The sequence below is a fragment of the Bifidobacterium choloepi genome (genome assembly GCF_010667615.1).
GTDB classification, from domain to species: Bacteria; Actinomycetota; Actinomycetes; order Actinomycetales; family Bifidobacteriaceae; genus Bifidobacterium; species Bifidobacterium choloepi.
In genome coordinates this window covers 286,524-308,036 of the sequence record NZ_VYSG01000003.1, presented here as the reverse complement: position 1 = coordinate 308,036, position 21,513 = coordinate 286,524, and the positions used below count along the sequence as shown (strand labels likewise).

The following is a 21,513-nucleotide window of genomic DNA, read 5'->3' as shown; positions in this document are numbered from 1 at the left end:
GACGGGGGCACCTTTCCATTCAATCGTCGGTGACTGAACGTACTGCTCGGGTACTATCGGGGGTCTCTTATTCAAGCATAGGGATTGTGTCCGGGCAATAGGTGGCCATCCTGTGTGGATTGTCGCCGACGTTCGGCTGCTCCCCGGCGTCCTGTCGCCGTCACGGCATCAGGAATTGTCCGCCGGAATCTCCTGCGCGGGGCAGCCGTGGAGGACCGAGAGCATCGCGTCCTTCTCGGCGCTCGTGACGGTCAGCGAATACTTGTCCTTGACGCCGATCTGCAGCGCCACGTATTCGCAGCGGAAGTCGCCGTTCGTCGGCAGCCAGTAGGCGGCGGACGCCGAACCCTTCTCCTGGTTGGCCGTCCCGTCGACGGCGAGCAGGTTGTACATGTCGTTGCCGTACTCGACGAGCTTCGCAGAATCCCAGTCGCGGGCGCCCGACTGCCACGCGTTCTGCAGCGCGACGACGTGGTCGATCTGCACGGCCGAACTGGTCGCCTGGCCGCGCGTGAAACGGATGTCGGCTCCGGTGTACGGATCGTCCAGCACTCCCGACTGCACGACGCAGGTGCTGCCAGACTTGTAGGCGACGTCGGTCAGGTCGCGGGCGAGCACGTCGTCGCGCACGTCGCAGCCGTTGCCGTCGTCGTCGGTCGTCCGGTAGCCGAAGACGTCGCGACTGTAGCCGGAGGCGTCCGGATCGTCGTCGACGACGAGCTTCTGCAGCGTCTCGGCCGCCGTGCCGGTCGCCGCGTACTGGCCGGTCACCCGCGCGACCGTCGTCGAGACCTTCGGCAGCCATGTGCCGGCCGTCACGCCGAGCAGCACGGCGGCGACGATCAATGCGACGATACGTTCCCCCAGGCGGTTGCGCCGCCGGCGCCGGCGGAAATAGCTGTTCGATCTTCTCCCCATGACCCACCAGCATAGCGTTTCCGTGCAGCATTTCCCGGGATGTCGCGAACCCAAACCGGGCGCCCGGATTCGTGACATCCCGAGACACATGACCCTATGATGGAACCATTGTGTTCGCACCGGCCGCGGCCGGCGAGGAAAGGTGGCAACATGCAGACAGACGTTCCGGACATCGAGCTCAACGACGGCAACCGGATTCCGCAGGTCGGCCTCGGCGTGCTGAGGATCGACGACGATGGCGTCACGCCGGTCGTCGAATCGGCGATCGGCCTCGGCTACCGGCACATCGACGGTGCCGCCGGCTACGACAACGAGGCCGGCGTCGGCCGCGCGCTGGCGAACCTCGGCGTGAATCGCGGCGAACGTCGCGCCGGTTTCTGGATCACGACGAAGCTCAAGGATTCGGAGCAGGGGTACGATTCGTGCCTGAAGGCCTTCGACCGGCAGCTCGGCCTGCTGCAGCTCGACTACGTCGACATGTACATGATCCACTGGCCCACGCCGTTCGACTGGCGCACGCCGGAGACGTGGCGCGCGTTCCGCCGGCTGCACGACGAGGGACGCGTGCGCACGCTCGGCGTGTGCAATTTCATGCCGTCCGACCTCGAGCGGCTGCACGACGAGACAGGCGACTATCCGGCCGTCAACCAGATCGAGCTGCACCCGACATGGCAGCAGCGCGACGTCGTCGATTTCTGCCGCGAGCACGGCATCGCCGTCGAGGCCGACTCGCCGATGGCGCGCGGCGCCGACCTCGCCGCCGGCGACGGACTGATCGGGCGCATCGCCGAGGCGCACGGCGTCTCGCCGGCCCAGGCCGTCCTGCGCTGGCACATCGAGAACGGCACGATCATCATCCCCAAGTCGGTCCATCCCGACCGCCAGCGCGAGAACCTCGACCTGTTCGGCTTCGCCCTGACCCCCGACGAGCACGCCGCGATCGACGCCCTCGACGGCCCCGTCCGCGCCGGCCACGACCCGGCCACGTTCTCGTACGCCTGATCTGTCGGAGGACTTTCCCGGCGCAATCAGTGGCGTCAGACGTGAAGGACCTTGTCGCAGACGCGCATCGTGCTCTGGCGGTGGCTGACCAGGACGATGGCGACGGGGCGGCTCGAGGCGACGGCGTTGAGGGACTGGAGGATGAAGGCCTCGTTCAGGGCGTCGAGACGGCTCGTCGGTTCGTCGAGCAGCAGCAGGTCGGCGTTGCGCAGGAACACGCGGGCCAGGCCCAGCCGCTGGCGCTCGCCTTCGGACAGGCGGCCGCCGAGTTCGCCGACGCGGGCGTCGAGACCGCCGGGCAGCGACTCGACGAGTTCCTTCGCGTTGGCGAGCACCAGCGCCTTCCAGAGCTGCTCGTCGTCGGCGCCGCCGTCGGCGAGCAGCAGGTTCTCGCGCACGGTGCCGTCGAACAGGTAGGTCTCCTGCCCCATCATCGCCTGGACGTGGCGGCGCGTGTGCGCGTCGACTTCGGGCAGGCTCTTATCGGACAGGAACACGACGCCGGACTGCGGATCCCAGTAGCGCATCAGGAGCTTGAGCATCGTCGACTTGCCACGGCCGGACGGACCCTGCAGGCCGAGGATGCCGCGCACCGGCACGTCGAGCGAGAAGTTGTCGAGGACGGCGCCGGTCACGTCGCCGCGGTCGCGGTTGAGGCCGATGCCGTGGCGGCGCCGCTGCATCGTCGCGATCGGGTCGGCGGCCATCGCGGCCATGCCGGACAGCTCGCGTTCGCGGTCGGCGAGCGCATCGCCGTCCTCGTCGGAGGTGTAGCGGAACGTGACCTGGTGCATCGTCATGCCGTCGTACTTCGGCGTGGCCGTGCCGTTCTCCTCGACGGCCGGCGCCTCGTCCATCAGCGCGAACAGGCGGCGGGCGGCGGCGAATGTCTGCGTCAGGTTGGCCGGCAGCGCGCTCAGCGCAAGCACCGGGCCGAACGACGAGACGAACAGGACGAACGCGGCGATGTCGAACGCGATGTTCGTCGGGTCACCGATCGCGGTGGCGACGGTGACGAACGCGGCGATCGCCGAGAAGGCGATGACGAGCACGTTGCCGAGGCCGGCGAACGCGCCGTCGCGGTCGGACAGGCGGAAGCGGTCGGCCATCAGCGCCTTCGACTTGGCGACGATGCCGGCGAGCCGGCTCTCGCCCTGGCCGAAGTGGATGATCTCGTCGAGGCCGCGCATGTCCTCGAGCATCTGGTCGTTGAGCAGCGCCGATTCGCCGCGGATGCGGCCGCCGACGCGCTTGAGCGACGCGGCGAACAGCGCGGGCAGCAGCACGCCGATGACGAGGTAGGCGACGATCATCAGCACGGCGATGCCCCAGTTGAACAGCGCGAGCGCGACGACAATGTAGAGGATGGCGGTCGTCACGGCGATGACGATCGGCGAGATGGTGTGGGCGAAGAAGATCTCGAGCAGTTCGACGTCGGTCGTCACGAGGCCGATCATGTCGCCCTTGCCGCGCTCCTCGAGCTTGCCGGGGGCGAGGCGGCGCAACGCGGCGAACGCCTTGTGGCGGAACAGCGCGAGCAGCCGGAACGCGACGTTGTGGTTCATGTACTGTTCGGCGTAGCGCATGAAGCCGCGGATCAGCGCGCAGGCGATGATCAGGAACAGCGCCATCGACATGCCCATGCCCCAGACCTTGTTACCGGTCGCCTCGAAGATCATGACGACGCCGAACACCGGCAGCATCGTCGCGGCGAGGTGGCCGATGATGCCGAACAGGCAGGCGAGCGCCATGCGGCCGCGCAGCGGGCCGACTTCGCCGAGCAGGCGGGTGACGACCTCGCGGTTCGACATCGCGTCGGTGTCCCCGGCGGCGGCGTGATCGCCGTCGGCGGCGTTGGCAGTGTCGATGTCGGCACGATTCGCGCCGTTCTGCTGCGTCTTCGCCGCGTTCGCGGCGTTCGCCTTCGCCGCGTTGACGACGGCGTCGAAGCTGTTGTTCGCGATCGCCGTGCCGTAGACGAGGCCTTCGCCGTCGGCGCGGCCGACGTTCTCCACCGTCTGCTGCGCCTCGTACATCGTGCGGTACAGGCCGTCCTGTGCCATGAGCTCGTCGTGCGTGCCCTGTTCGACGGCGGTGCCGTGGTCGAAGACGACGACCTGGTCGGCGTGCTCGGCGTTGGCGAGGCGGTGCGTGATGAGCAGGACGGTCTTGCGGACGGCGAGCGCGCGGATCGTGTCGAGGATCATCGCCTCGCTGTCGACGTCGACCGACGACGTGACCTCGTCGAAGATCATGACGGGAGAATCGTGCAGCAGCGCCCGCGCGATCGCGATGCGCTGGCGCTGGCCGCCGGACAGGTTGGCGGCGTCCTCCTCGATCGCCATGTCGAGGCCGTCCTTGTGGCTGTCGACGAAGCCGTCGATGTGCGCGGCCCCGAGCGCCGCCATCATCTCGGCGTCGGTCGCGCCGGGCTTCGCCATCTGCAGGTTGTCGCGCAGCGTGCCGGAGAACAGCCGGCTCGTGGCGCCGACGACGGAGACGGCGCGCGACAGCGATTCGGCGGTCAGGTTGCCCAGTTCGTAGGAGCGGCCGGCGGCGTACGGGTCGGCGGAGTCGGAAGAATCGTGCGAATCGTTCGGATTATTGGAAGTAGTGGAGGACGATCCGTCCGGTTCGGCCTCGAGCGAGACAAGGCCGCGGTAGCCGGTCAGCGAGCCGGCGAGGATGCCGGCGAACGTCGTCTTGCCGGAACCCGACTTGCCGACGATCGCCGTCAGCGTGCCGGGGCGGGCGCTGAACGTGATGTCCTTCAGCGCCAGCGGGACCGACTCCTCCGTCTGGACCGACGCGGCGATCGGCGACGCCGCCGCCTGCGGATGCTCGGTGGCCTTGACGTCGGCAGCCGAGCCGGTGTCGCCGGTTTCCGACGCGACGTCGGCGTACGAATAGCCGAGACCGAGGATGTTCAGGCCGAGCGACGTGTCCGAAGCCGGCAGCGTGACGGTGCCGCGTTCCGGTTCCGGCGCGTCGAGCACGGTGAAGATGCGCTTCGTCGACGTCATGCCGTTCATCGCGACGTGGAAATACGAGCCGAGCTGGCGCAGCGGAATGAAGAAGTCGGCCGACAGCAGGATGACGACGAGCACGCCGGCGACGGTCAGCAGCGGGCCGTTCATGTACGCGAACGTGCCGAATGCGAGGTGCAGGTGCGTGGCGCCGCCGTGGAGGTACTGCCAGACGGCCGTGCAGATGCCGGCCGCCGCGCCGCCGTACGCGACGACGTCCATCGCCGTCAGCGAGCGCAGCTGGATCTGCAGCACCTTCATCGTCATCTCGCGGAAGCCCTCGGCCTCGCGGTCCATCTTGTCGGCGGCGTCCTGGTCGGCGTCGAAGTTCTTCAGCGTCTCGAGGCCCTGCAGGTCGTCGAGGAACAGCGAGCCCATGTCGGTGTACTTGCCCCAGTACTGCTTGAACACGCGTGCCGCCGACATCGCGACGAGGCCGACGATGACGACGATGAGCGGCGCGCAGACGAGCAGCACGACGGCGGTCGGCATGTTGATCGGCGCGACGACGCAGAACAGCGTGAGCGGCGCGAGGATGGCGTAGAACAGCTGCGGCAGGAAAAGTTCGTAGAAGCTCTGGATCTGGTCGATGCCCTCGCCGGCCGACTGGACGACGGCGGCCGTCCTGACGCGCTGCGAGTATGACGGGCCGAGCGACAGGACCTTGCGGTAGAGCGCCTCGCGCAGGTGCAGCTTGACCATTTCGGCGGCCGTCGTGCCGAAGCGGGCCGAGGCGCGCGTGGCGAGGAACTTAACAAGCGCCAGGCACGCGAAGATGAGGACGTAGGTCCAGATGACCTGGCCGGGCCAGTAGGTCGCCCAGATCGTCTTCGCGTCGCCGGTCATCGGCCAGAACGCGTTGGCGAGCGCGTTAAGGTCGAGGCAGGCGCGCTTGCCGCCGGAGACGGTCGGGATGCAGACGGCGAGCTTCGGCGTGTGCGTGTCGGCGGCCATCAGCAGGAAGCCGAGCAGCGAGACGAGCGCAAAGACCAGCGCGATGTTCGCGAGCAGGTTCACCCACATGCAGGCGACCTTCGCGGCCACACGGCGCCGCAATCCGGGTACCAGCGTGAATAGTCGTTTGTCGAACATGTGGACGCTCCTTCAATTCCCCTGTCGCGGGCGGCCGGCGTCGGCATGGCCGCCTCTGCCCCACTGTCAGTCCAATCTACGCGTGGTTCGCTGAACGTTGCCTGAATCGCCGCGCACTTGAGCCGACCGCTTACGGTTACCGGCTTCCTGCCTGTTTTCCGTCGCGATGACCGGCAGGAACGGCGCCGACGGTTACGGTAACGTAGCCGTTTTGTCGGAAGACTCCAAGGGGCTCTTTCCAACGTTGTCGGTTCGCACAATGTGACGGCCGGCGCGCTTCGGTTACGATAGGCGACGTTTGACGAGCCACGCCAGTGACTGACGGGCGTGGGGAACGATTCTTCCGACAAAATGGATTGGAACGGACGATAATGCTGACTGAATTCACGATGCCCGGCGCCGCGCTGACGCTGCGCGACGACGAGACGATCTACTCGCTGCTGACCGACAGGCTGGCCAGGAGCGGCCCGGACACTGTCATCGCCGAACAGAAGACCGGCCCCGGCGAATGGGAGCCGATGACGACCGGCGAGTTCAACGACGCCGTGCTCGCCGTCGCGAAGGGCCTCATCGCGTTCGGCATCGCGAAGGGCGACGCCGTCTCGATCTTCTCCGCGACGAGGCTCGAATGGGGCATCCTCGACTTCGCGCTCGCGGCGATCGGCGCCGTCACCGTGCCGATCTACGACACCGACTCGGCCGCGCAGGCCGAGCGGATCCTGAACGATTCGTCGGTCAAGCTCGCCATCGCCGACAACCAGGAACGCTTCGACCGGCTCGACTCGGTCCTCGACCGCTGCGGCTCGCTCGAGCGCATCCTGATGCTCGACGCCAACGCGCTCGACGCGCTGAAGGGCCTCGGCGTCATGGTCTCCGACGAGGAGCTGGCCGCACGCATGGACTCGGTGACCGCCGACGACCTGGCCACCATCGTGTATACGTCCGGTTCCACCGGCACGCCGAAGGGCGCCGAGCTGTCGCACCGCAACTTCGTCTCGATCACGCGCGCCGCCGCGGCCTGCGTGCCCGAGATGCTCGAGGACCATCCGCGGCTCATGCTGTTCCTGCCGCTCGCCCACTGCTTCGCGCGGTTCGTCCAGTACTTTGCCATCAATTCCGAAGACGGCGTCGTCGGCTATCTGCCGGACACCAAGTCCCTCCTCGTCGACATGAACTCGTTCGAGCCGACGTTCATCATGGCCGTCCCGCGCGTCTTCGAGAAGGTCTACAACGCGGCGTCCCGCAAGGCCGGCGCCGGCGTCAAGGGCCGCATCTTCCTGCATGCCGCCGACGCGGCACGCGACTGGTCGCGCATCCGGGACGCCGCGCTCGTCGCCCGCGACAACGGCGACGACGAGGCACTGACCGGACCGGAAGCCGCCGGCGTCACGAAGCCGACGGCGAAGCAGGTCGCCGAGCATGCGCTCTACGAGACCGCCGTCTACCGCACGATCCGCTCCGCGTTCGGCCCGCGCATCAGGTTCCTCGCCTGCGGCGGCGCTCCGCTGGATCCGTCGCTCGCGCACTTCTTCAACGGCATCGGCATCACGATGATCCAGGGCTACGGCCTGACCGAGACGGCCGCCCCGTTCGCGTTCACGCGCGTCAAGGACAACGTCATCGGCACCGTCGGCCAGCCGGTGCCGGGATCCTCGGTGAAGATCGCCGACAACGGCGAGCTGCTCGTGCGCGGCCAGAACGTCTTCATGGGCTACCACAACCTGCCGGAGAAGACGGCGGAAGCGTTCACCGAGGACGGCTGGCTGCGCACCGGCGACCTCGCGTCGATCGACGACAACGGCCACCTGCGGCTGACCGGCCGCGCCAAGGACATCATCATCACGGCCGGCGGCAAGAACGTCTCGCCGATCCCGATGGAGCAGGAAATCTCGAAGTGCCCGATTGTCGAGCACGCCGTCGTCGTCGGCGACAACAAGCCGTTCATCGGCGCCGTCGTGACGCTGGACGAGGAAGGCCTCGAACACTGGCTGCCGACGCAGAAGCTGCCGGCCGACCTGACGGTCGCGCAGGCCGCCGCGCTGCCCGAGGTCGCCGCCGAGATCCAGAAGTACGTCGACCGCGCGAACGCCGAGGTGTCCCGCGCCGAGTCGGTGCGCAAGTTCATCGTGCTGACCGATCACTTCTCGGCCGAGAACAAGTGCCTGACGCCGTCGATGAAGGTCGTGCGTCCCGCCGTCAACCGCGTCTTCGCCGGCGACATCGCCAACAGGATCTACACCGGCAAGCGGTAACGGACGACATCGGTCGCTCGCCGGAGGGCTCCGCCCTCCACCTCGCAACCGGCGAACGCCATGCGTTCGCGTCGACTCTCAGCCTCGCTTCGCTCGGCAGCCCCCTTCCAGGGGGCTTCTTCTTATGCCATCAGGAAGGGACGCGGGGACAAATCGTTTCATTCCAGAACAGGATGGGCAGGTGCGGACGAATCGTCCTAGAATAGGCCGTTAGGGTTCACGGGGATACAGAAACGGCAGGTTCGTATGGCAGGCAGGCGGGACGGCAAGCGGCCGTCGATGTTCGAGGTGGCGAAGCTGGCCGGCGTCAGCCACCAGACGGTGAGCAGGGTGATCAACGATTCGCCGGACGTCGCCCCGAAGACGAGGGCGAAGGTGCAGGCGGCGATCGACGAGCTCGGCTACCTGCCGAGCAATTCGGCGAGGTCGCTCGCCTCGCAGCGTTCGCATACGATCGGCCTGATCGCCGGTGGCCACCATTTCTTCGGACCGGTCTCGGCGATGGCGGCGATCGAGGAGTCGGCGCGCGCCCACCGGCTGTACACGTCGGTCATGCTGCTGCCGGAGGCGAGCGTCGACGTCGACGAATACGCGGGACTGTGCCGCAGGTTCGAGGAGCAGAACGTCGACGCGTTCATCGTCATCGCGCCGACCGACGAGATGTTCGAGGCGGCGATCCGCGTGCCGGTGCGCCAGCCGCGCATCATCCTGACGTCGACGCACGGCGCGATGAGCGCCGAGGAGGCCACGCGGCTGCTCACGGCCGAGCAGCGCCGCCGCGTCTCGATCGTCGGCAACGACCAGTGGGGTGCCATGCAGGAGGTCGCGCGGCTCGTCGCCGGCCGCGGCCACCGGCGCGTGCTCTACTTCGCCGGCCCGCGCGACTGGCGTGACGCCTGCACGAGGCTGGAAGGCTGGAACCGCGCCTGCGCGTCGCTGTCCGTCAACACGGTGACGGTGCAGTGCCAGACGTGGGATTCGGGCGAATCGTACCGCAAGATGAATCACGTGCTCGAGAACATCGGCCGCAACGGCGGTCGTCCGCCAAGCTGCGTGGTGTGCGCGAACGACAACATGGCCGTCGGCGTGCTGCGGGCGCTGCACGAGCACGGCGTGCGTGTGCCGCAGGACGTCTCCGTCGTCGGCTTCGACGACTTGCCGGCGATGGCCGACCTGACGCCTCCGCTGACGACGGTCCATCCCGACTTCGAGCGGCTCGGTGCCGCCGCGATGACCGAGACGCTGTTCCTGCTCGGCGAGGGGCCGGAGCATGCGTTCTCGATCTCGCGGCACGGAGTCGGCCTGATTCCAATGGACGTGGTGCAGCGCAGGTCGCTCGGAACGGCCGGCAGTTTCTAGGGGTCTTCAGTGTCATGAACCCGGGCTTGCAGCCCGGGTTCATGACATCCGGGAAGGGTCCTACTACTCTCCCTTGTGTTCGGCGGCGAGCTCGCGCAGACGGCGGGCGAACTTCGGCCAGTCGGTCTTCATCGCCGTCAGCAGCTTGCGGTCGGGCACCTCGTCGATCGGCACCCACTCGATGTCCTCGCTCTCGTCGTCGTTCGGCTTCGGATGGACCTCGTGGCCCGGCTTCTCGAACGCGAACACCGTCGTGTACGCCCAGTTGCCGTGGTCTTCGCGGTAGGAGCCCACGACCTCGATGTCCTGCGGCGTGATGTTCGCCTCTTCGTACGCCTCGCGCAGCGCGCCCTCGATCGCGTTCTCGCCGTCGGCGGTCGCGCCGCCGGGAATGCCCCAGGTGCCGCCCTCGGCGCTCCAGATTGCGCGGTGCTGCATGACGACGTCGGTGACGTCGCCGCTGACCGGATCGCGCCGCGCCAGCAGCACGCCGGACGCGCCGTTCGTGCCCCAGTGTCGCCGTCCGCAGTTGCAGTCGATCCAGCCGTCGCCGGGCTGGTGGATGTTCGCCTCGGGCGGCTGGATATTCGTCACGACGCCCTTGCTGTCGGCGTGTTCGGCCGGCGTCTGGTCGGCGCGCGCGACGTTCCACAGGTCGGTCCACTCGTAGCCGAGCTCGGCCGTCAGCTGTCGCGCCAGCGGCAGCGACAGGCCGATGATGCCGGACGGATCGCCGGAAATCGTGTCGATGAACGCGCCGCCGAAGCCGTCGAGCGTGAACGATCCGGCGACTTCCAGCGGCTCGCCGGTCGCGATGTATGCGTCGATTTCGGCGTCGGAAACATCGCCGAACGTGATCTCGGCGACGCTCGTGCCGGCCGCCATCGCGCCGGTCTTCATGTCGATGAGGCAGTGACCCGTCCACAGTTCGCCGGACTTGCCGCGCATGTTCCGGATGCGTTCGCGCGCGACGTCGGGGCTGTGCGGCTTGCCGTAGCATTCGCCGTCCATCAGGAACAGCGAGTCACAGCCAAGGATCAGCGGGCCCTGCTCGCCATTCGCGAGGCCCCGCTGTCCGGCAACGCTGTCCCGGATCGGTTCGGACTCGGTCGGCACGTCGACGCCGGAGAAGTCGCGCGTCCTCGCGACGGCGCCGGCCGGCTCCTCCTCGCCGTCGGTCGCGTCGGAGAACTTCGGCAGGTGCGGCAGCGGCTTGGCGGGCGCAGAAGGCTTGTCGGAAGAATCGTGCAAATCTTCCGGGCACGATTCGGCGGCGGAAGTCGTGGCCCGCAGCGGATAGCCGGCCACGCAGGTGCCGGTGGCGTCCCGCGACGTGGCGACGATGTCCTTCATCGCCTCGTAGACGGCGACGGCCTTCGCGACGGCGAGGTTCGTCACGCGCGTCTCGACATCGAGATCGGCGAGGGTCTTTCCCTCGTCGGCGGCGACCTGCGCGAGCACGGCGTCCTCGTCGACATGCGAGACGTGGATGGTCGGGCAGATGCCGGCCGCGAACAGCACGTTGCGGCGCGCCGGCGACTGGGAGGCAAGAATCAGTGGAATGCTCATACCGTCTTACTGTACCGCAGCCGGCGCGATTGAGCGGCAGGTGCAACATGCCCGTGAGAAGCTCCCCTTCAGCGGGCTCCTACCGGATGGATACCTGGACACCGGTGCGGTTGACCGGGAGGTGGAGAACCTTCCAGTGACCGTTCGACAATGCCGGCGCGGCGGCGTCGTCGATGGCGGCGTCGAGATCGCCGTGGGCCAGGACGAGTGCGCAGGGACCGGCACCGGAGACGCTGGCGGCGAAGCCTGCGGCACGCAGCCGGGCCACGAGCCGGGCCGTCGGTTCCATCAGCGGCAGGCGGTAGGGCTGGTGCAGCTTGTCGTCGAGCGCGTCGAACAGCAGCGCGTTGGCGAGGTTCGGATCGTCGCCGGTCGTGACGGCCGGATTGACGGCGGCCGGCAGCATCGCCGAGCGGGCGAGGTTGAACGTCGCGTCGGCGAACGGCACGCCGGACGGCAGCGCATGACGCGCCTTCTCGGTCGACAGCTCGAAGTCCGGCACGAAGACGGTGGCGCGCAGCGTGTCCGCGACAGCGTAGTTGACGGTGCGGAAGCCGGGGTCCAGCGGCTCGGTCGCCGTGCCGTCCGGCTCGCCGGTCTCGGCGCTGTAGTCCTGCACGAGCACGGTGTCCTCGCCGGCGCGGTTCCACGAGACCGTCATGCTGCCGTAGACGGCCGGCGCGACGTTGTCGGGATGGCCCTCGAGCCCGGCGGCCAGCGCGAAGACGGCGTCGCGGTCGACGTCGAAACTGGTGCCGAAACCGGCGGCGCAATCGGTGCCGGCCACGTCCGTGTCGCCGAGGCCGGCGAACGCGGCGGCCGCCGCGACGCCGGCGACGATCGCCTCGGCGGATGAGCCCATGCCGCGCGCCTGCGGGATGCGGTTCTCGGCTTCCAGCGCGAAGCCGAGCTTCGGCAGGCCGAACGCCTTGCAGGCCGTGCGGAACGTCTTGACGACGAGGTGTCGCCCGTCGCGCGGCAGCGTGTCCTCGCCTTCGCCGTGGATGGCGACGATGGCGGACGAATCGTCCAGGTCGCCGTTCCACGTGAACGTGAGCTCGTCGAAATACTCGAGCGCGAGGCCGGCGGCGTCGAAGCCGGAGCCGAGGTTCGCCGACGTCGCCGGCACGCGGACATGGACGGTGCAGCAGACGGGAAGTGCGTTAGTCATGGAAAATCTCTTCCTAAGCAGATAACGACTCCCTCCCTGGAGGGAGTCGACGAGGCGAAGCCGAGTCGGTGGGAGTTCGCAAGTCCGCTGGAACAGGCAGTCGTCAATGAAACGCGCGTTCCAGCGGACTCGCGAACTCCCACCGCTTCGCGGCATTCGCCGCTCAGCGACTCCCTCTGAAGAGGGAGTCGGGTTGCAACTAGTCGATGACGCGGAGGATGGAGGGGCCGCCGGCGACGCAGTCGAGTTCGAAGACGTCGGCGAGCGTGGCGCGCAGCGTCTCCTCGTCGGTTTCGTGCGTCGTCAGGCGCAGCTGCTGCAGCTCGCCGTCGTAGCCCGGGTCGGTCTTCGAGCGCTCGAGGTCCTGGTTGATGCCGTTGATCGAGACGCCGTGGTCGGCGAAGACCTTGGCGACCTTGTACAGCACGCCCGGCTTGTCGTGGATCATGAAGCGCACGGCGAAGCTCGCCTTTTCGGAGGACAGCGGCGCGATCGGCAGGTCGTTGTACGTCGAGATCTGCGGGCCGGTCGTGTGCGCGGCGATGTGCCGGGCGACGGTGACGATGTCGCCGACGACGGCGGAGGCGGTCGGCGCGCCGCCGGCGCCGCGGCCGTAGAACATCAGGTCGTCGGCGTACTTCGCCTTGAGGAAGATGGCGTTGAACGATTCGTGCACGCTGGCGAGCGGATGCTCCTGGCGGATCAGCGCCGGGTAGACGCGGGCGGAGACGCCGGAATCGTTCCTGTCGACGACGGCGAGCAGCTTGATGACCTTGCCTTCCGCCGTCGCCGCGGCGATGTCGGCGGCCTCGATGTGCGTGATGCCCTCGACGGTGACGTCGTCGATCGTGACGTTGGTGTGGTATGCGAGCGTGGCCATGATCGCGGCCTTGTTCGCGGCGTCGTGGCCCTCGATGTCGCCGGTCGGATCGGCCTCGGCGTAGCCCTTCGCCTGCGCTTCCCTGAGCACGACGTCGAAATCGAGGCCCTTCGTCGTCATTTCGTCGAGGATGTAGTTCGTCGTGCCGTTGACGATGCCGAGCATCGACTCGACCTGGTCGCCGACGAGCGACTCGCGCAGCGGACGGACGATCGGGATGGCGCCGCCGACGGCCGCCTCGAAGTAGATGTCGGCGTCGTGGTCGGCGGCCGCCTTATAGAGTTCTGCGCCGTACTTCGCGAGCAGCGCCTTGTTCGCCGTGACGACGGACGATCCCTGCTCGAGGGCGGCGAGCACGAACGTGCGGGCGACGCCGGTGCCGCCGATCAGCTCGACGACGATGTCGGCACCCCTGACGACCGACATCGTGTCGCTCGTCAGCAGCGACTTGTCGATCCACGGGAAGTCGACTTCGTCGGGATCGAGGCAGGCGACGCCGGACAGCTCGATCGGCCGGCCGATGCGCTGCGCGAGTTCGTCCTTCTGCTCGACGAGCAGCCGTGCCGTCTGCGAGCCGACGGTGCCGGCGCCCAGCAGTCCCACGCGAATCGGAGTGTCTTCAGTCAGTGCCACGGTCCTTCAGTCCTTTCGTGCGTCCAGCCGGCGTCTCCAACCGGAATCATGTAGTGCCGATTGTACGGGATGGAATGCTCGGACGGGGGCCGCACGTCGGATATGCGAGAAGAGACATTGGTCACGAAAGTGACCGGCGAGAGCTCCCTGGCGCCCGCCGCTGGAATATGCAAACGCGAGTAAGCGAGCGTTTGCGGCTTCTCCGGGAGCTGCCGAGCGAAGCGAGGCTGAGGGTCGACCGCCGATGCCGCCGAAGGCGGCGAGAGCGCGCTGGAACTGGAAGAGTCCCGTAGAACGCTTCCAGTTCCAGCGCGCACGCGTCGCTTCGCGACGACGTGCGGTCGACCCTCAGTCGGCTTCGCCGACAGCTCCCTTCCAGGGCGCTTGGGAATTGGACTACTCGCTGACGTCGTAGCCCAGCAGGTCCCCGATCGTCTGGCGGCGGAGCATGACGTGGGCGCCGTCGTGACTGACGGCGACGACGGCAGGGATCAGCGCCTGGTTGTAGTTGCTGGCCATCGTGCGGCCGTAGGCGCCGGTCACCGGGACGGCGAGGATGTCGCCGCGACGGATGTCGGCCGGCAGCATGACGTCGTTGACGACGATGTCGCCGGACTCGCAGTGCATGCCGACGACGCGGCACAGCACATCGGCGGACGAATCGTTCACATCGTTACGATTCGCAAGCCGCGCCGTGTACGCCGCGCCGTACAGCGCCGGGCGAATGTTGTCGCTCATGCCGCCGTCGACGGACACATACACGCGTTCGGTAACCGGCTCGCCGGTGAACGGGTTCGTCTTGTCGCCGCCGAGCCGGACGGGCTTGACGGTGCCGACGCGGTACAGCGTGACGCCGGCCGGCGCGACGATCCAGCGGCCCGGCTCGAACGAGATGACCGGCACCGGCATGCCGAGCATGCGGTTCGCGTCGCGCACGGCGGCGGCGAGGCGGTCCAGCTCGGCGTCGATGTCCATCGAGTCCTCGCCGTCGGTGTAGGCGACCGAGTAGCCGCCGCCGAGATCGACTTCCGGCAGCGTGACGCCGTTCGTCGCGTAGAACGTCTTGCGCAGCAGCATCATGCGGCGCGCGGCGCGGATGAACGCGTCGGCGTCGTGGATGTTCGAGCCGATGTGCGAGTGGATGCCGACGAGTTCGAGGTCGCCGGACAGCCGCGCGATCGACTTGAGCACGCCGATTGCCGGACCGTCGGCGACCGTCTGGATCGCCGCGGCAAGCGCGCGGTCGGCATCGGAGATGTCGACGGCGGCGAGGTCGTACGGGTAGCGGATGTCGTGACGGGACGAATCGTTCGAATCGTTCGGACTGGACGATTCTTCCGACGCGTCTCCGCCTCGCTTCTCGACAACAAATACGTTCGTCGAGGCGGGCGTGACGGCGGACGAATCGTCCCAGATCGAGTCGATGACGTCCGGATCGGCGCCGGCCGGCAGCAGCGAGACGCCGAATTTCTGGTCCTCGTGGGCCGTCGAGACGAACTCGTGGCCGCCGGCGTGGATGCCGGACGTGACGCGCAGCATGACGCGGGCGCGCTTGCCGACTTTCCGGGCGATCGCGGCGATGCGTTTGGGTTCGTCGGGAGAATCGACGACGATCTTCGCGAAGCCTTCCCGGATGGCGAGCTCGATTTCCTCGTCCGACTTGTTGTTGCCGTGCAGCACGAGGCGGCGGCCCGGCACGCCGGCGGCGAGCGCGATCTTCATCTCGCCGAGCGTGCAGGTGTCGACGAACATGCCCTCCTCGGTGACGATCCGCACGATTTCGCGGCTCAGAAACGCCTTGCCGGCGTAGCTGACGTGCGTCGTCGCGTTGTGGAAGGCGTCGGCGGCGGCGCGCACGAAATGCGCGGCGCGCCGGCGCACCTCGTCGGTGTCGATGACGTAGAGCGGCGAGCCGAACTCGTCGAGCAGGTCGGCCGCCGGGATACCGTGAAACGTCAGCTGGCCGCGTTCGTTGACGGCGGTCGCTTCAGGCCAGATGGGAGTCATGGGAAGATCCTTTCCCGACTCCCTCCTTGGAGGGAGTCGACGAGACGAGCGAAGCGAAGTCGAGTCGGTGGGAGTCCGCGAGACCGCTGGAATGTTACGTTTTCGGGAAACGGCAGCTTCCAGCCAGCTCGCGAACTCCCACCGAAAATCCTCACGGATTTTCGACTCCCTCCGAGGAGGGAGTCAAGGTATCACATATGGTCGGGGGCGGTGACGCCGAGCAGGTCGAGGCCGTTGGCGATCGTCTTCTGGACGGCGTCGTTGAGCTTAAGGCGGGCCGCGGCGCGGGCCGGCTCCGGGTTCTTCGCGATGCGCAGTTCCTTCGCGGCTTCCTCGTCGAGGCGGGCTTCCTGCTCGGCGGTGTCCATCGGGACGACGCGCTCGACGTTGTACCACTTGTGGTAGGCGGCGGCGAGGTCCTCGAGGTAGTGGGCGATGCGGTGCGGGGCGCGCAGGTCGCCGGCCTGGGCGAGGACGGACGGCCACTGGGCGAGCGCGGCGATGACTTCGCCGTCGGCCTCGGTGTCCAGCAGCGACAGGTCGGCGCCGACGTAGGAGACGTCGGCGGCGGCCGCGTTGCGGTCGACGTTGCAGGAGCGGGCGTGCGCGTACTGCACGTAGTAGACCGGGTTGTCGTTCGAGTGCGACGCCAGCAGGTTGAGGTCGATGTCGACCGGCGAGTTGTAGTCGGTGCGGGCCAGCGAGTAGCGGGAGGCGTCCACGCCGATCGCGTCGATGAGATCGTCGATCGTGACGACGTTGCCGGCGCGCTTCGACATGCGCACGGGCTTGCCGTCCTTCATGACGTTGACGAGCTGGCCGATGAGGATCTGCATGTTCTCGCCGGGCTTGTCGCCGAACGCGGCGCACATCGCCATCATGCGACCGATGTAGCCGTGGTGGTCGGCACCGAGCATGTAGATCGCGATGTCGGCCGGGTTGATGGCGCGGTGGCGCTTGTCGTAGTAGTAGGCGATGTCGGCGGCGAAGTAGGCGTAGTGGCCGTCGGACTTGATGATGACGCGGTCCTTGTCGTCGCCGTGCTTCGTCGACTCGAACCAGGTGGCGCCGTCCTTCTCGTAGATGTCGCCCTGCTGGCGCAGGTAGTCGATGGCCTTCTCGACCTTGCCGTCGGTGTACAGCGAGTTCTCGTGGAACCACACGTCGAACTTGACGCGGAATTCGTCCATCGAGTGCTGGATTTCGGCGAACATCATCGGCACGGCACGCTTGCGGAATTCCTCGCGCTGGGCGGAGTCGCCTTCGCCGAGCGGTTCCCCGTCGTCGTTGAGGCCGCCGTCGATGCGCGGCAGGTCGAGGATGTCGACGCCGTCGGCGTTGGCCTCGGCGATGACGCGGCGCGCGATCTCGTCGATGTAGGCGCCCTTGTAGCCGTCGGCCGGCGTCGGCTCGCCGTGGGCGGCCGCGACGAGCGACTTCGCGAAGCGGTTGATCTGCTCGCCGTGGTCGTTGAAGTAGTATTCGCGCACGACTTCGGCGCCGTTGGCCTCGAGCACGCGGGCCATCGAGTCGCCGACGGCGGCCCAGCGGGTGCCGCCGATGTGGATCGGGCCGGTCGGGTTCGCGGAGACGAACTCGAGGTTCAACGTGTCGCCCTTGAGATGGTCGTTGTGGCCGAACTTCGTGCCGGTTTCGAGCACCTGGTCCACGACCGCGGCCGCCGCGGACGAATCGAGCACGATATTGATGAAGCCGGGGCCGGCCACCTCGACCGACTTGATGCCGGCGGTCTTCGCGAGCTCGCCGGCGAACAGCTCGGCGAGATCGCGCGGCTTCATGCCGGCCTTCTTCGCGAGCTGCATGGCGGCGTTCGACGCCCAGTCGCCGTGCGCGCGGTCCTTCGGCCGCATGACGGCGAATTTGTCGGCCGCTGGCAGCTGCTCGGCGGTCAGCTGGCCGGCCTTGCCTTCGGAAATCAGGGTGTTGGCAATATTGAAAATCAGTTCACTCAGCGCTTCTGGACTCATGGGTCACCAGATTAGCCGAAAGGCTAACCGAATGTCCCATTAATTCCCTCCAATGAGGGAGTCTGAGCGGTCAGGCTTTCGGGTCGACGGCGATGGCGTCGATCTCGACGAGGGCGCCGTTCGGGATCATGTTGTTGCCGAACGCCACACGGGCCGGCTTGACGGTGCCGGTGAACATGTCGGCGTAGCGGGCGTTGACTTCGGCGAAATCGTCGACGTTCTTCAGGTAGATCGTCGCGCGCACGACGTGCTCGAATCCGGCGCCGGCGGCATCGAGGATGGCGCGGATGTTCTTCAGCGCCCGCGTCGCCTGTTCGGCGGCCGACCCGCCGTCGAGCTCGCCGGTCGCCGGGTCGATGCCGAGCTGGCCGGACACGAAGATGAAGCCGTTCGCCTTGACCGCCTGGCTGTACGCGCCGAGCGCCAGCGGCGCCTGCGACGTCGCGATCGCCTCGATATTGCCGTTCATCGTCACTCCTGTTCTGCTTTCTTTCTACTTTCTTCTGCTTCCGTCGCTCCCGGGACCGTTGCGTGGCGCCGGGGTTTCGCTCACCGGGGATTCTAACGATTCGTCCGCGTCGCTCCCCCGTCACCGCTCATTTGGCGGACGGTTCCGCCGTTTTTCCGCACGACTCCCCCGTTTCGACACGCCCGAGAGTTGCGCCAGATACCCGTTCGTCGTAGTATTTCATCTCGTTGCTTGGGCGGTTGGCGCAGAGGTAGCGCACTTCCCTGACACGGAAGGGGTCACAAGTTCGAATCTTGTATCGCCCACGAGCATCGAGGAGACTCGGTGAATAACTCAAGAATGCGGACATAGCTTAGTTGGTAAAGCGCGACCTTGCCAAGGTCGAGACCGCGGGTTCGAGTCCCGTTGTCCGCTCCACTGCAAACCCGGCGACTCGCCGGGTTTTTTGTTTCTAAGGAGAAAAGCTCCCTGGAAGGGAGCTGCCGAGCGAAGCGAGGCTGAGGGTCGACCGCCCGATGCCGCGAAGCGGCGAGCGGCGCGCTGGAACGCGAGGTTACGTTCCGCAAGTCGACCCCTCGGCTCGGCTGCGCCTCGCGCCTGATCCCCTTCCAGGGGATCAGGCATCTGAATGTCACATCGCGGTGGCGTAGGGAAGGTGCATGAATTCGGGGACCTTGTACCACTTGACCGGGTAGCCGGCGCCGTGGGCGCAGAAGACCGAATCCGGCGTGTTCTCGAGGTCGCGCTCCGGATCGTAGTTCGCGTGGTCGGGGTCCGCCAGCACGTCGTCCTGATTGTGGCAGGGATGGTAGCCGTCGAAGGAACAGGTCAGGTGGCCGCGGCCGTGGGCGTAGGCGTTGACGGCCATCGCGTAGTCGCGCATCTCGGCGACCGGTGCCGTGCCCTCGAGCACCGCGTAGTCGCCATCGGTCGCCGGCGTGCCGAAGCTGCCCGCCATGCGCTGTATGTCGGCCATCGCGCGGCCGATCAGGTCCTGCGGCACCTCGAGCCGGAAGCGGTACCACGGTTCCAGGAGCTGGCAGTTGCCGGTGCCGGCGATGCGGCAGCGGGTGAGCGGTTCGGCACTGTCGTCGCCGCCGGAGGGTTCCGTAGAGTTACTCGCGTTCCCGGTGGCTCGCGAACTCCCACCGGAAAACGCTTCGCGTTTTCCGACTCCCTCTGAAGAGGGAGTCTCTGACGCGCGCTGTGCACCGGCATCTTCCGTCTCGTCAGGCGAGGCTTCATCCACGGAGTCGCCGCCGTAGCGTTCGGCCACTTCGTAGGGGCTGGCAGAGTCCGGCTGGATGCCCGGTAGACCCTGCTTGATGGCGACGCCGGCCCTCGCCTCCATCAGCCCCTGCCTGACGGCGCGGTACGTCGCCTGGCGGAAGTCGCCGCCTTCGGTGTGCTTGTCGTGGGCGCGGGCGGCGACAAGCGTCAGCCGCACGTCGGTCAGCGGGGCGCCGACCAGCACGCCGGCGAAGTCGCGTTCGCGCAGGTGCGTCATGATCAGCCGCTGCCAGTTGCGGTCGAGATCGTCCTCGCTCATCGCGCTCGCGACCTCGACGCCGGAGCCTTCCGGCAGCGGCTCGATCAGGATGTGCGCCTCGGCGTAGTGGCGCAGCGGCTCGAAATGACCGGCACCCTCGACCGGCGCGAGAATCGTTTCCTTATAGAGAATGGAGCCGGGCGAGAACGTGACGTCGAGGCCGAAGCGGTCGTGCAACAGCTGCTCGACGATCTCGAGCTGGACGGCGCCCATCAGCTGCACGCGCACTTCCTGCAGCGCGGCGTCCCAGACGACGTGCAACAGCGGATCCTCGTCGCCGAGCTCGCGCAGCGCGAGGAGGCACTTGTGAATGTCGTTGTCGCCGGGGAGCAGCGTGTACGTGAGCACCGGCTGCAACGTCGGCTCGCCGACGTCGGCGGCCGCGCCGAGTCCCTCGCCGGGGTACGTGTGCCCGGGGCCGGCGACGGCGGCGACGGAACCGGCCGGCAGCCCGGCCACCGTCTCGAACTTCGCGCCGGAGTAGAGCCGCACCTGGTCGGCCTTTTCGCTGAACGATTCGCCCGCCCTGTCGGTCTCGAGCATCATCTTGGCGCGCAGCGTGCCGCCGGTCACCTTGAGCCAGGTCAGCCGGTTGCCCTGCGCATCGTGCGAAATCTTGTAGACGCGGGCCGCGAACTCGCCGGCGCCCTCCTCCGCCGGCTGGCGCGCGTACGTCGCGAAGCCGTCGAGGAACTCGTCGACGCCGTCGAGCTTCAATGCCGACCCGAAATACACCGGGAAGACCTTACGTTCGGCAACCAGCCTCGCGATTGTCGCCGTCGACAGCGTGCCGGCGTCGAGGAATTCCTCGGTGGCGGCTTCGTCCTGCATCGCGATGTCCTCGGACGAATCGTCCAGATTCTCCGAAAAATCGACGACGCCGTCGCCGAACCGCCGGCGCAGCTGCGCGAGCACGACGGCGCGGTCGGCGGTCGGCGCGTCCATCTTGTTGACGAAGACGAACGTCGGGACATGATAATGCCGTAGCAGTCGCCACAGTGTTTCCGTGTGGCCCTGCACGCCGTCGGTGCCGGAGACGACGAGGACGGCGTAGTCGAGCACGGCGAGCGCGCGCTCCGTTTCGGCGGCGAAGTCGACGTGGCCGGGCGTGTCGATCAGCGTGAGCTCGATGTCGTCGGCCGGGCCGTCGTCGGCGCCGGCAACGTTGCCGGCAGCGCCGCCAGCCGCCGGCGAGCCGCTCCCCCGGCCCGGCAGGTCGAGGATGGCCGGCTCGGCGAAGATCGTGATGCCGCGAGCCTTCTCGATGTCGTCGCTGTCGAGATAGGCGTCGCCATGGTCGACGCGGCCAAGCTTGCGCAATTTGCCCGATTGATACAGCAGCGCTTCGGAGAGCGTGGTCTTGCCAGCGTCGACATGTGCGACGATTCCCGCGACGATTCGTTGAGTCATGGCTCCCATCCTAACGACGAGGGCGGCACGGCGGAGACGCGAGCCGGCGCGGCAACGGCGACGACGCAGACTGCCGCGACGGCGCAACCCAACACGCGACGACAGCATTCGAACAGATGTTCAGTTATCATTGCATAGCGTTTTTAGTCACCCGTTTATCTGCGGGCTGAACCGACCGAAGCTGAAAG

General features: G+C 67.5%; 12 protein-coding genes and 2 tRNA genes. 5 read left to right on the top strand and 9 right to left on the bottom strand.

The window, feature by feature from the left end; all coding sequences use genetic code 11:
• Nucleotides 1-168: 168 nt before the first annotated feature.
• Nucleotides 169-918 (bottom strand): HNH endonuclease family protein, encoded by a 750-nt coding sequence (locus F6S87_RS07630; RefSeq protein ID WP_163228049.1) that lies wholly within the window; start codon nucleotides 916-918, stop codon nucleotides 169-171.
• Nucleotides 919-1,068: 150 nt separating this feature from the next.
• On the opposite strand from F6S87_RS07630, the gene F6S87_RS07625 reads away from it, so the two are divergent.
• Nucleotides 1,069-1,920, top strand: a complete 852-nt coding sequence (locus F6S87_RS07625) for an aldo/keto reductase (RefSeq protein WP_163228048.1) — start codon at nucleotides 1,069-1,071, stop codon at nucleotides 1,918-1,920.
• Between the two features lie 35 nt (nucleotides 1,921-1,955).
• Here the strand turns inward: F6S87_RS07625 and F6S87_RS07620 are convergent, their stop codons facing one another.
• Nucleotides 1,956-6,038 carry an ABC transporter ATP-binding protein/permease gene (locus F6S87_RS07620; protein ID WP_163228047.1) on the bottom strand — a complete coding sequence of 1,361 codons (4,083 nt, stop codon included), beginning with the start codon at nucleotides 6,036-6,038 and terminating at the stop codon, nucleotides 1,956-1,958.
• Nucleotides 6,039-6,409: 371 nt separating this feature from the next.
• Between F6S87_RS07620 and F6S87_RS07615 the strand changes: the two genes are divergently transcribed.
• Both F6S87_RS07615 and F6S87_RS07610 read left to right on the top strand, forming a co-directional pair.
• A complete protein-coding gene (locus tag F6S87_RS07615) occupies nucleotides 6,410-8,290 on the top strand; it encodes an AMP-dependent synthetase/ligase (RefSeq protein WP_163228046.1) in 1,881 nt (626 codons plus the stop codon).
• 246 nt (nucleotides 8,291-8,536) lie between these two features.
• Nucleotides 8,537-9,649 carry a LacI family DNA-binding transcriptional regulator gene (locus tag F6S87_RS07610; protein ID WP_163228045.1) on the top strand — a complete coding sequence of 371 codons (1,113 nt, stop codon included), beginning with the start codon at nucleotides 8,537-8,539 and terminating at the stop codon, nucleotides 9,647-9,649.
• Between the two features lie 63 nt (nucleotides 9,650-9,712).
• Here F6S87_RS07610 and F6S87_RS07605 read toward each other — a convergent pair whose 3' ends face one another.
• From F6S87_RS07605 to F6S87_RS07580, 6 genes are all read right to left on the bottom strand, one after another.
• Complete coding sequence (locus F6S87_RS07605; protein WP_163228044.1) at nucleotides 9,713-11,218, bottom strand: Maf family protein; 1,506 nt, start codon at nucleotides 11,216-11,218, stop codon at nucleotides 9,713-9,715.
• A gap of 79 nt (nucleotides 11,219-11,297) precedes the next feature.
• Nucleotides 11,298-12,389, bottom strand: coding sequence for a homoserine kinase (locus F6S87_RS07600; protein ID WP_163228043.1), 1,092 nt, complete (start codon nucleotides 12,387-12,389; stop codon nucleotides 11,298-11,300).
• 199 nt (nucleotides 12,390-12,588) lie between these two features.
• Complete coding sequence (locus F6S87_RS07595) at nucleotides 12,589-13,902, bottom strand: homoserine dehydrogenase (RefSeq protein ID WP_163228042.1); 1,314 nt, start codon at nucleotides 13,900-13,902, stop codon at nucleotides 12,589-12,591.
• Nucleotides 13,903-14,298: 396 nt separating this feature from the next.
• Nucleotides 14,299-15,909, bottom strand: coding sequence for a diaminopimelate decarboxylase family protein (locus tag F6S87_RS07590; RefSeq protein WP_163228041.1), 1,611 nt, complete (start codon nucleotides 15,907-15,909; stop codon nucleotides 14,299-14,301).
• 191 nt (nucleotides 15,910-16,100) lie between these two features.
• Nucleotides 16,101-17,897 carry an arginine--tRNA ligase gene (gene argS / locus F6S87_RS07585; RefSeq protein ID WP_163228040.1) on the bottom strand — a complete coding sequence of 599 codons (1,797 nt, stop codon included), beginning with the start codon at nucleotides 17,895-17,897 and terminating at the stop codon, nucleotides 16,101-16,103.
• A 70-nt stretch (nucleotides 17,898-17,967) separates the two neighbouring features.
• The gene (locus F6S87_RS07580; RefSeq protein WP_163228039.1) at nucleotides 17,968-18,366 is read right to left on the bottom strand and encodes a Rid family detoxifying hydrolase; all 399 of its coding nucleotides are present in this window, start codon (nucleotides 18,364-18,366) and stop codon (nucleotides 17,968-17,970) included.
• Between the two features lie 233 nt (nucleotides 18,367-18,599).
• Between F6S87_RS07580 and F6S87_RS07575 the strand changes: the two genes are divergently transcribed.
• Nucleotides 18,600-18,671: transfer RNA gene (locus tag F6S87_RS07575), tRNA-Val, on the top strand.
• A gap of 36 nt (nucleotides 18,672-18,707) precedes the next feature.
• A tRNA-Gly gene (locus F6S87_RS07570) sits at nucleotides 18,708-18,783 on the top strand.
• A 214-nt stretch (nucleotides 18,784-18,997) separates the two neighbouring features.
• Here F6S87_RS07570 and F6S87_RS07565 read toward each other — a convergent pair.
• Nucleotides 18,998-21,325, bottom strand: a complete 2,328-nt coding sequence (locus F6S87_RS07565) for an elongation factor G (RefSeq protein ID WP_163228038.1) — start codon at nucleotides 21,323-21,325, stop codon at nucleotides 18,998-19,000.
• Nucleotides 21,326-21,513 lie beyond the last annotated feature (188 nt).

Coding starts and splice junctions, on each gene's coding strand:
- F6S87_RS07615 (WP_163228046.1), top strand. CDS start 6,410: ATGCTGACTGAATTCACGATGCCCGGCGCCGCGCTGACGCTGCGCGAC.
- F6S87_RS07590 (WP_163228041.1), bottom strand. CDS start 15,909: ATGACTCCCATCTGGCCTGAAGCGACCGCCGTCAACGAACGCGGCCAG.
- F6S87_RS07625 (WP_163228048.1), top strand. CDS start 1,069: ATGCAGACAGACGTTCCGGACATCGAGCTCAACGACGGCAACCGGATT.
- F6S87_RS07600 (WP_163228043.1), bottom strand. CDS start 12,389: ATGACTAACGCACTTCCCGTCTGCTGCACCGTCCATGTCCGCGTGCCG.
- argS (WP_163228040.1), bottom strand. CDS start 17,897: ATGAGTCCAGAAGCGCTGAGTGAACTGATTTTCAATATTGCCAACACC.
- F6S87_RS07565 (WP_163228038.1), bottom strand. CDS start 21,325: ATGACTCAACGAATCGTCGCGGGAATCGTCGCACATGTCGACGCTGGC.
- F6S87_RS07605 (WP_163228044.1), bottom strand. CDS start 11,218: ATGAGCATTCCACTGATTCTTGCCTCCCAGTCGCCGGCGCGCCGCAAC.
- F6S87_RS07610 (WP_163228045.1), top strand. CDS start 8,537: ATGGCAGGCAGGCGGGACGGCAAGCGGCCGTCGATGTTCGAGGTGGCG.
- F6S87_RS07620 (WP_163228047.1), bottom strand. CDS start 6,038: ATGTTCGACAAACGACTATTCACGCTGGTACCCGGATTGCGGCGCCGT.
- F6S87_RS07580 (WP_163228039.1), bottom strand. CDS start 18,366: ATGAACGGCAATATCGAGGCGATCGCGACGTCGCAGGCGCCGCTGGCG.
- F6S87_RS07630 (WP_163228049.1), bottom strand. CDS start 918: ATGGGGAGAAGATCGAACAGCTATTTCCGCCGGCGCCGGCGGCGCAAC.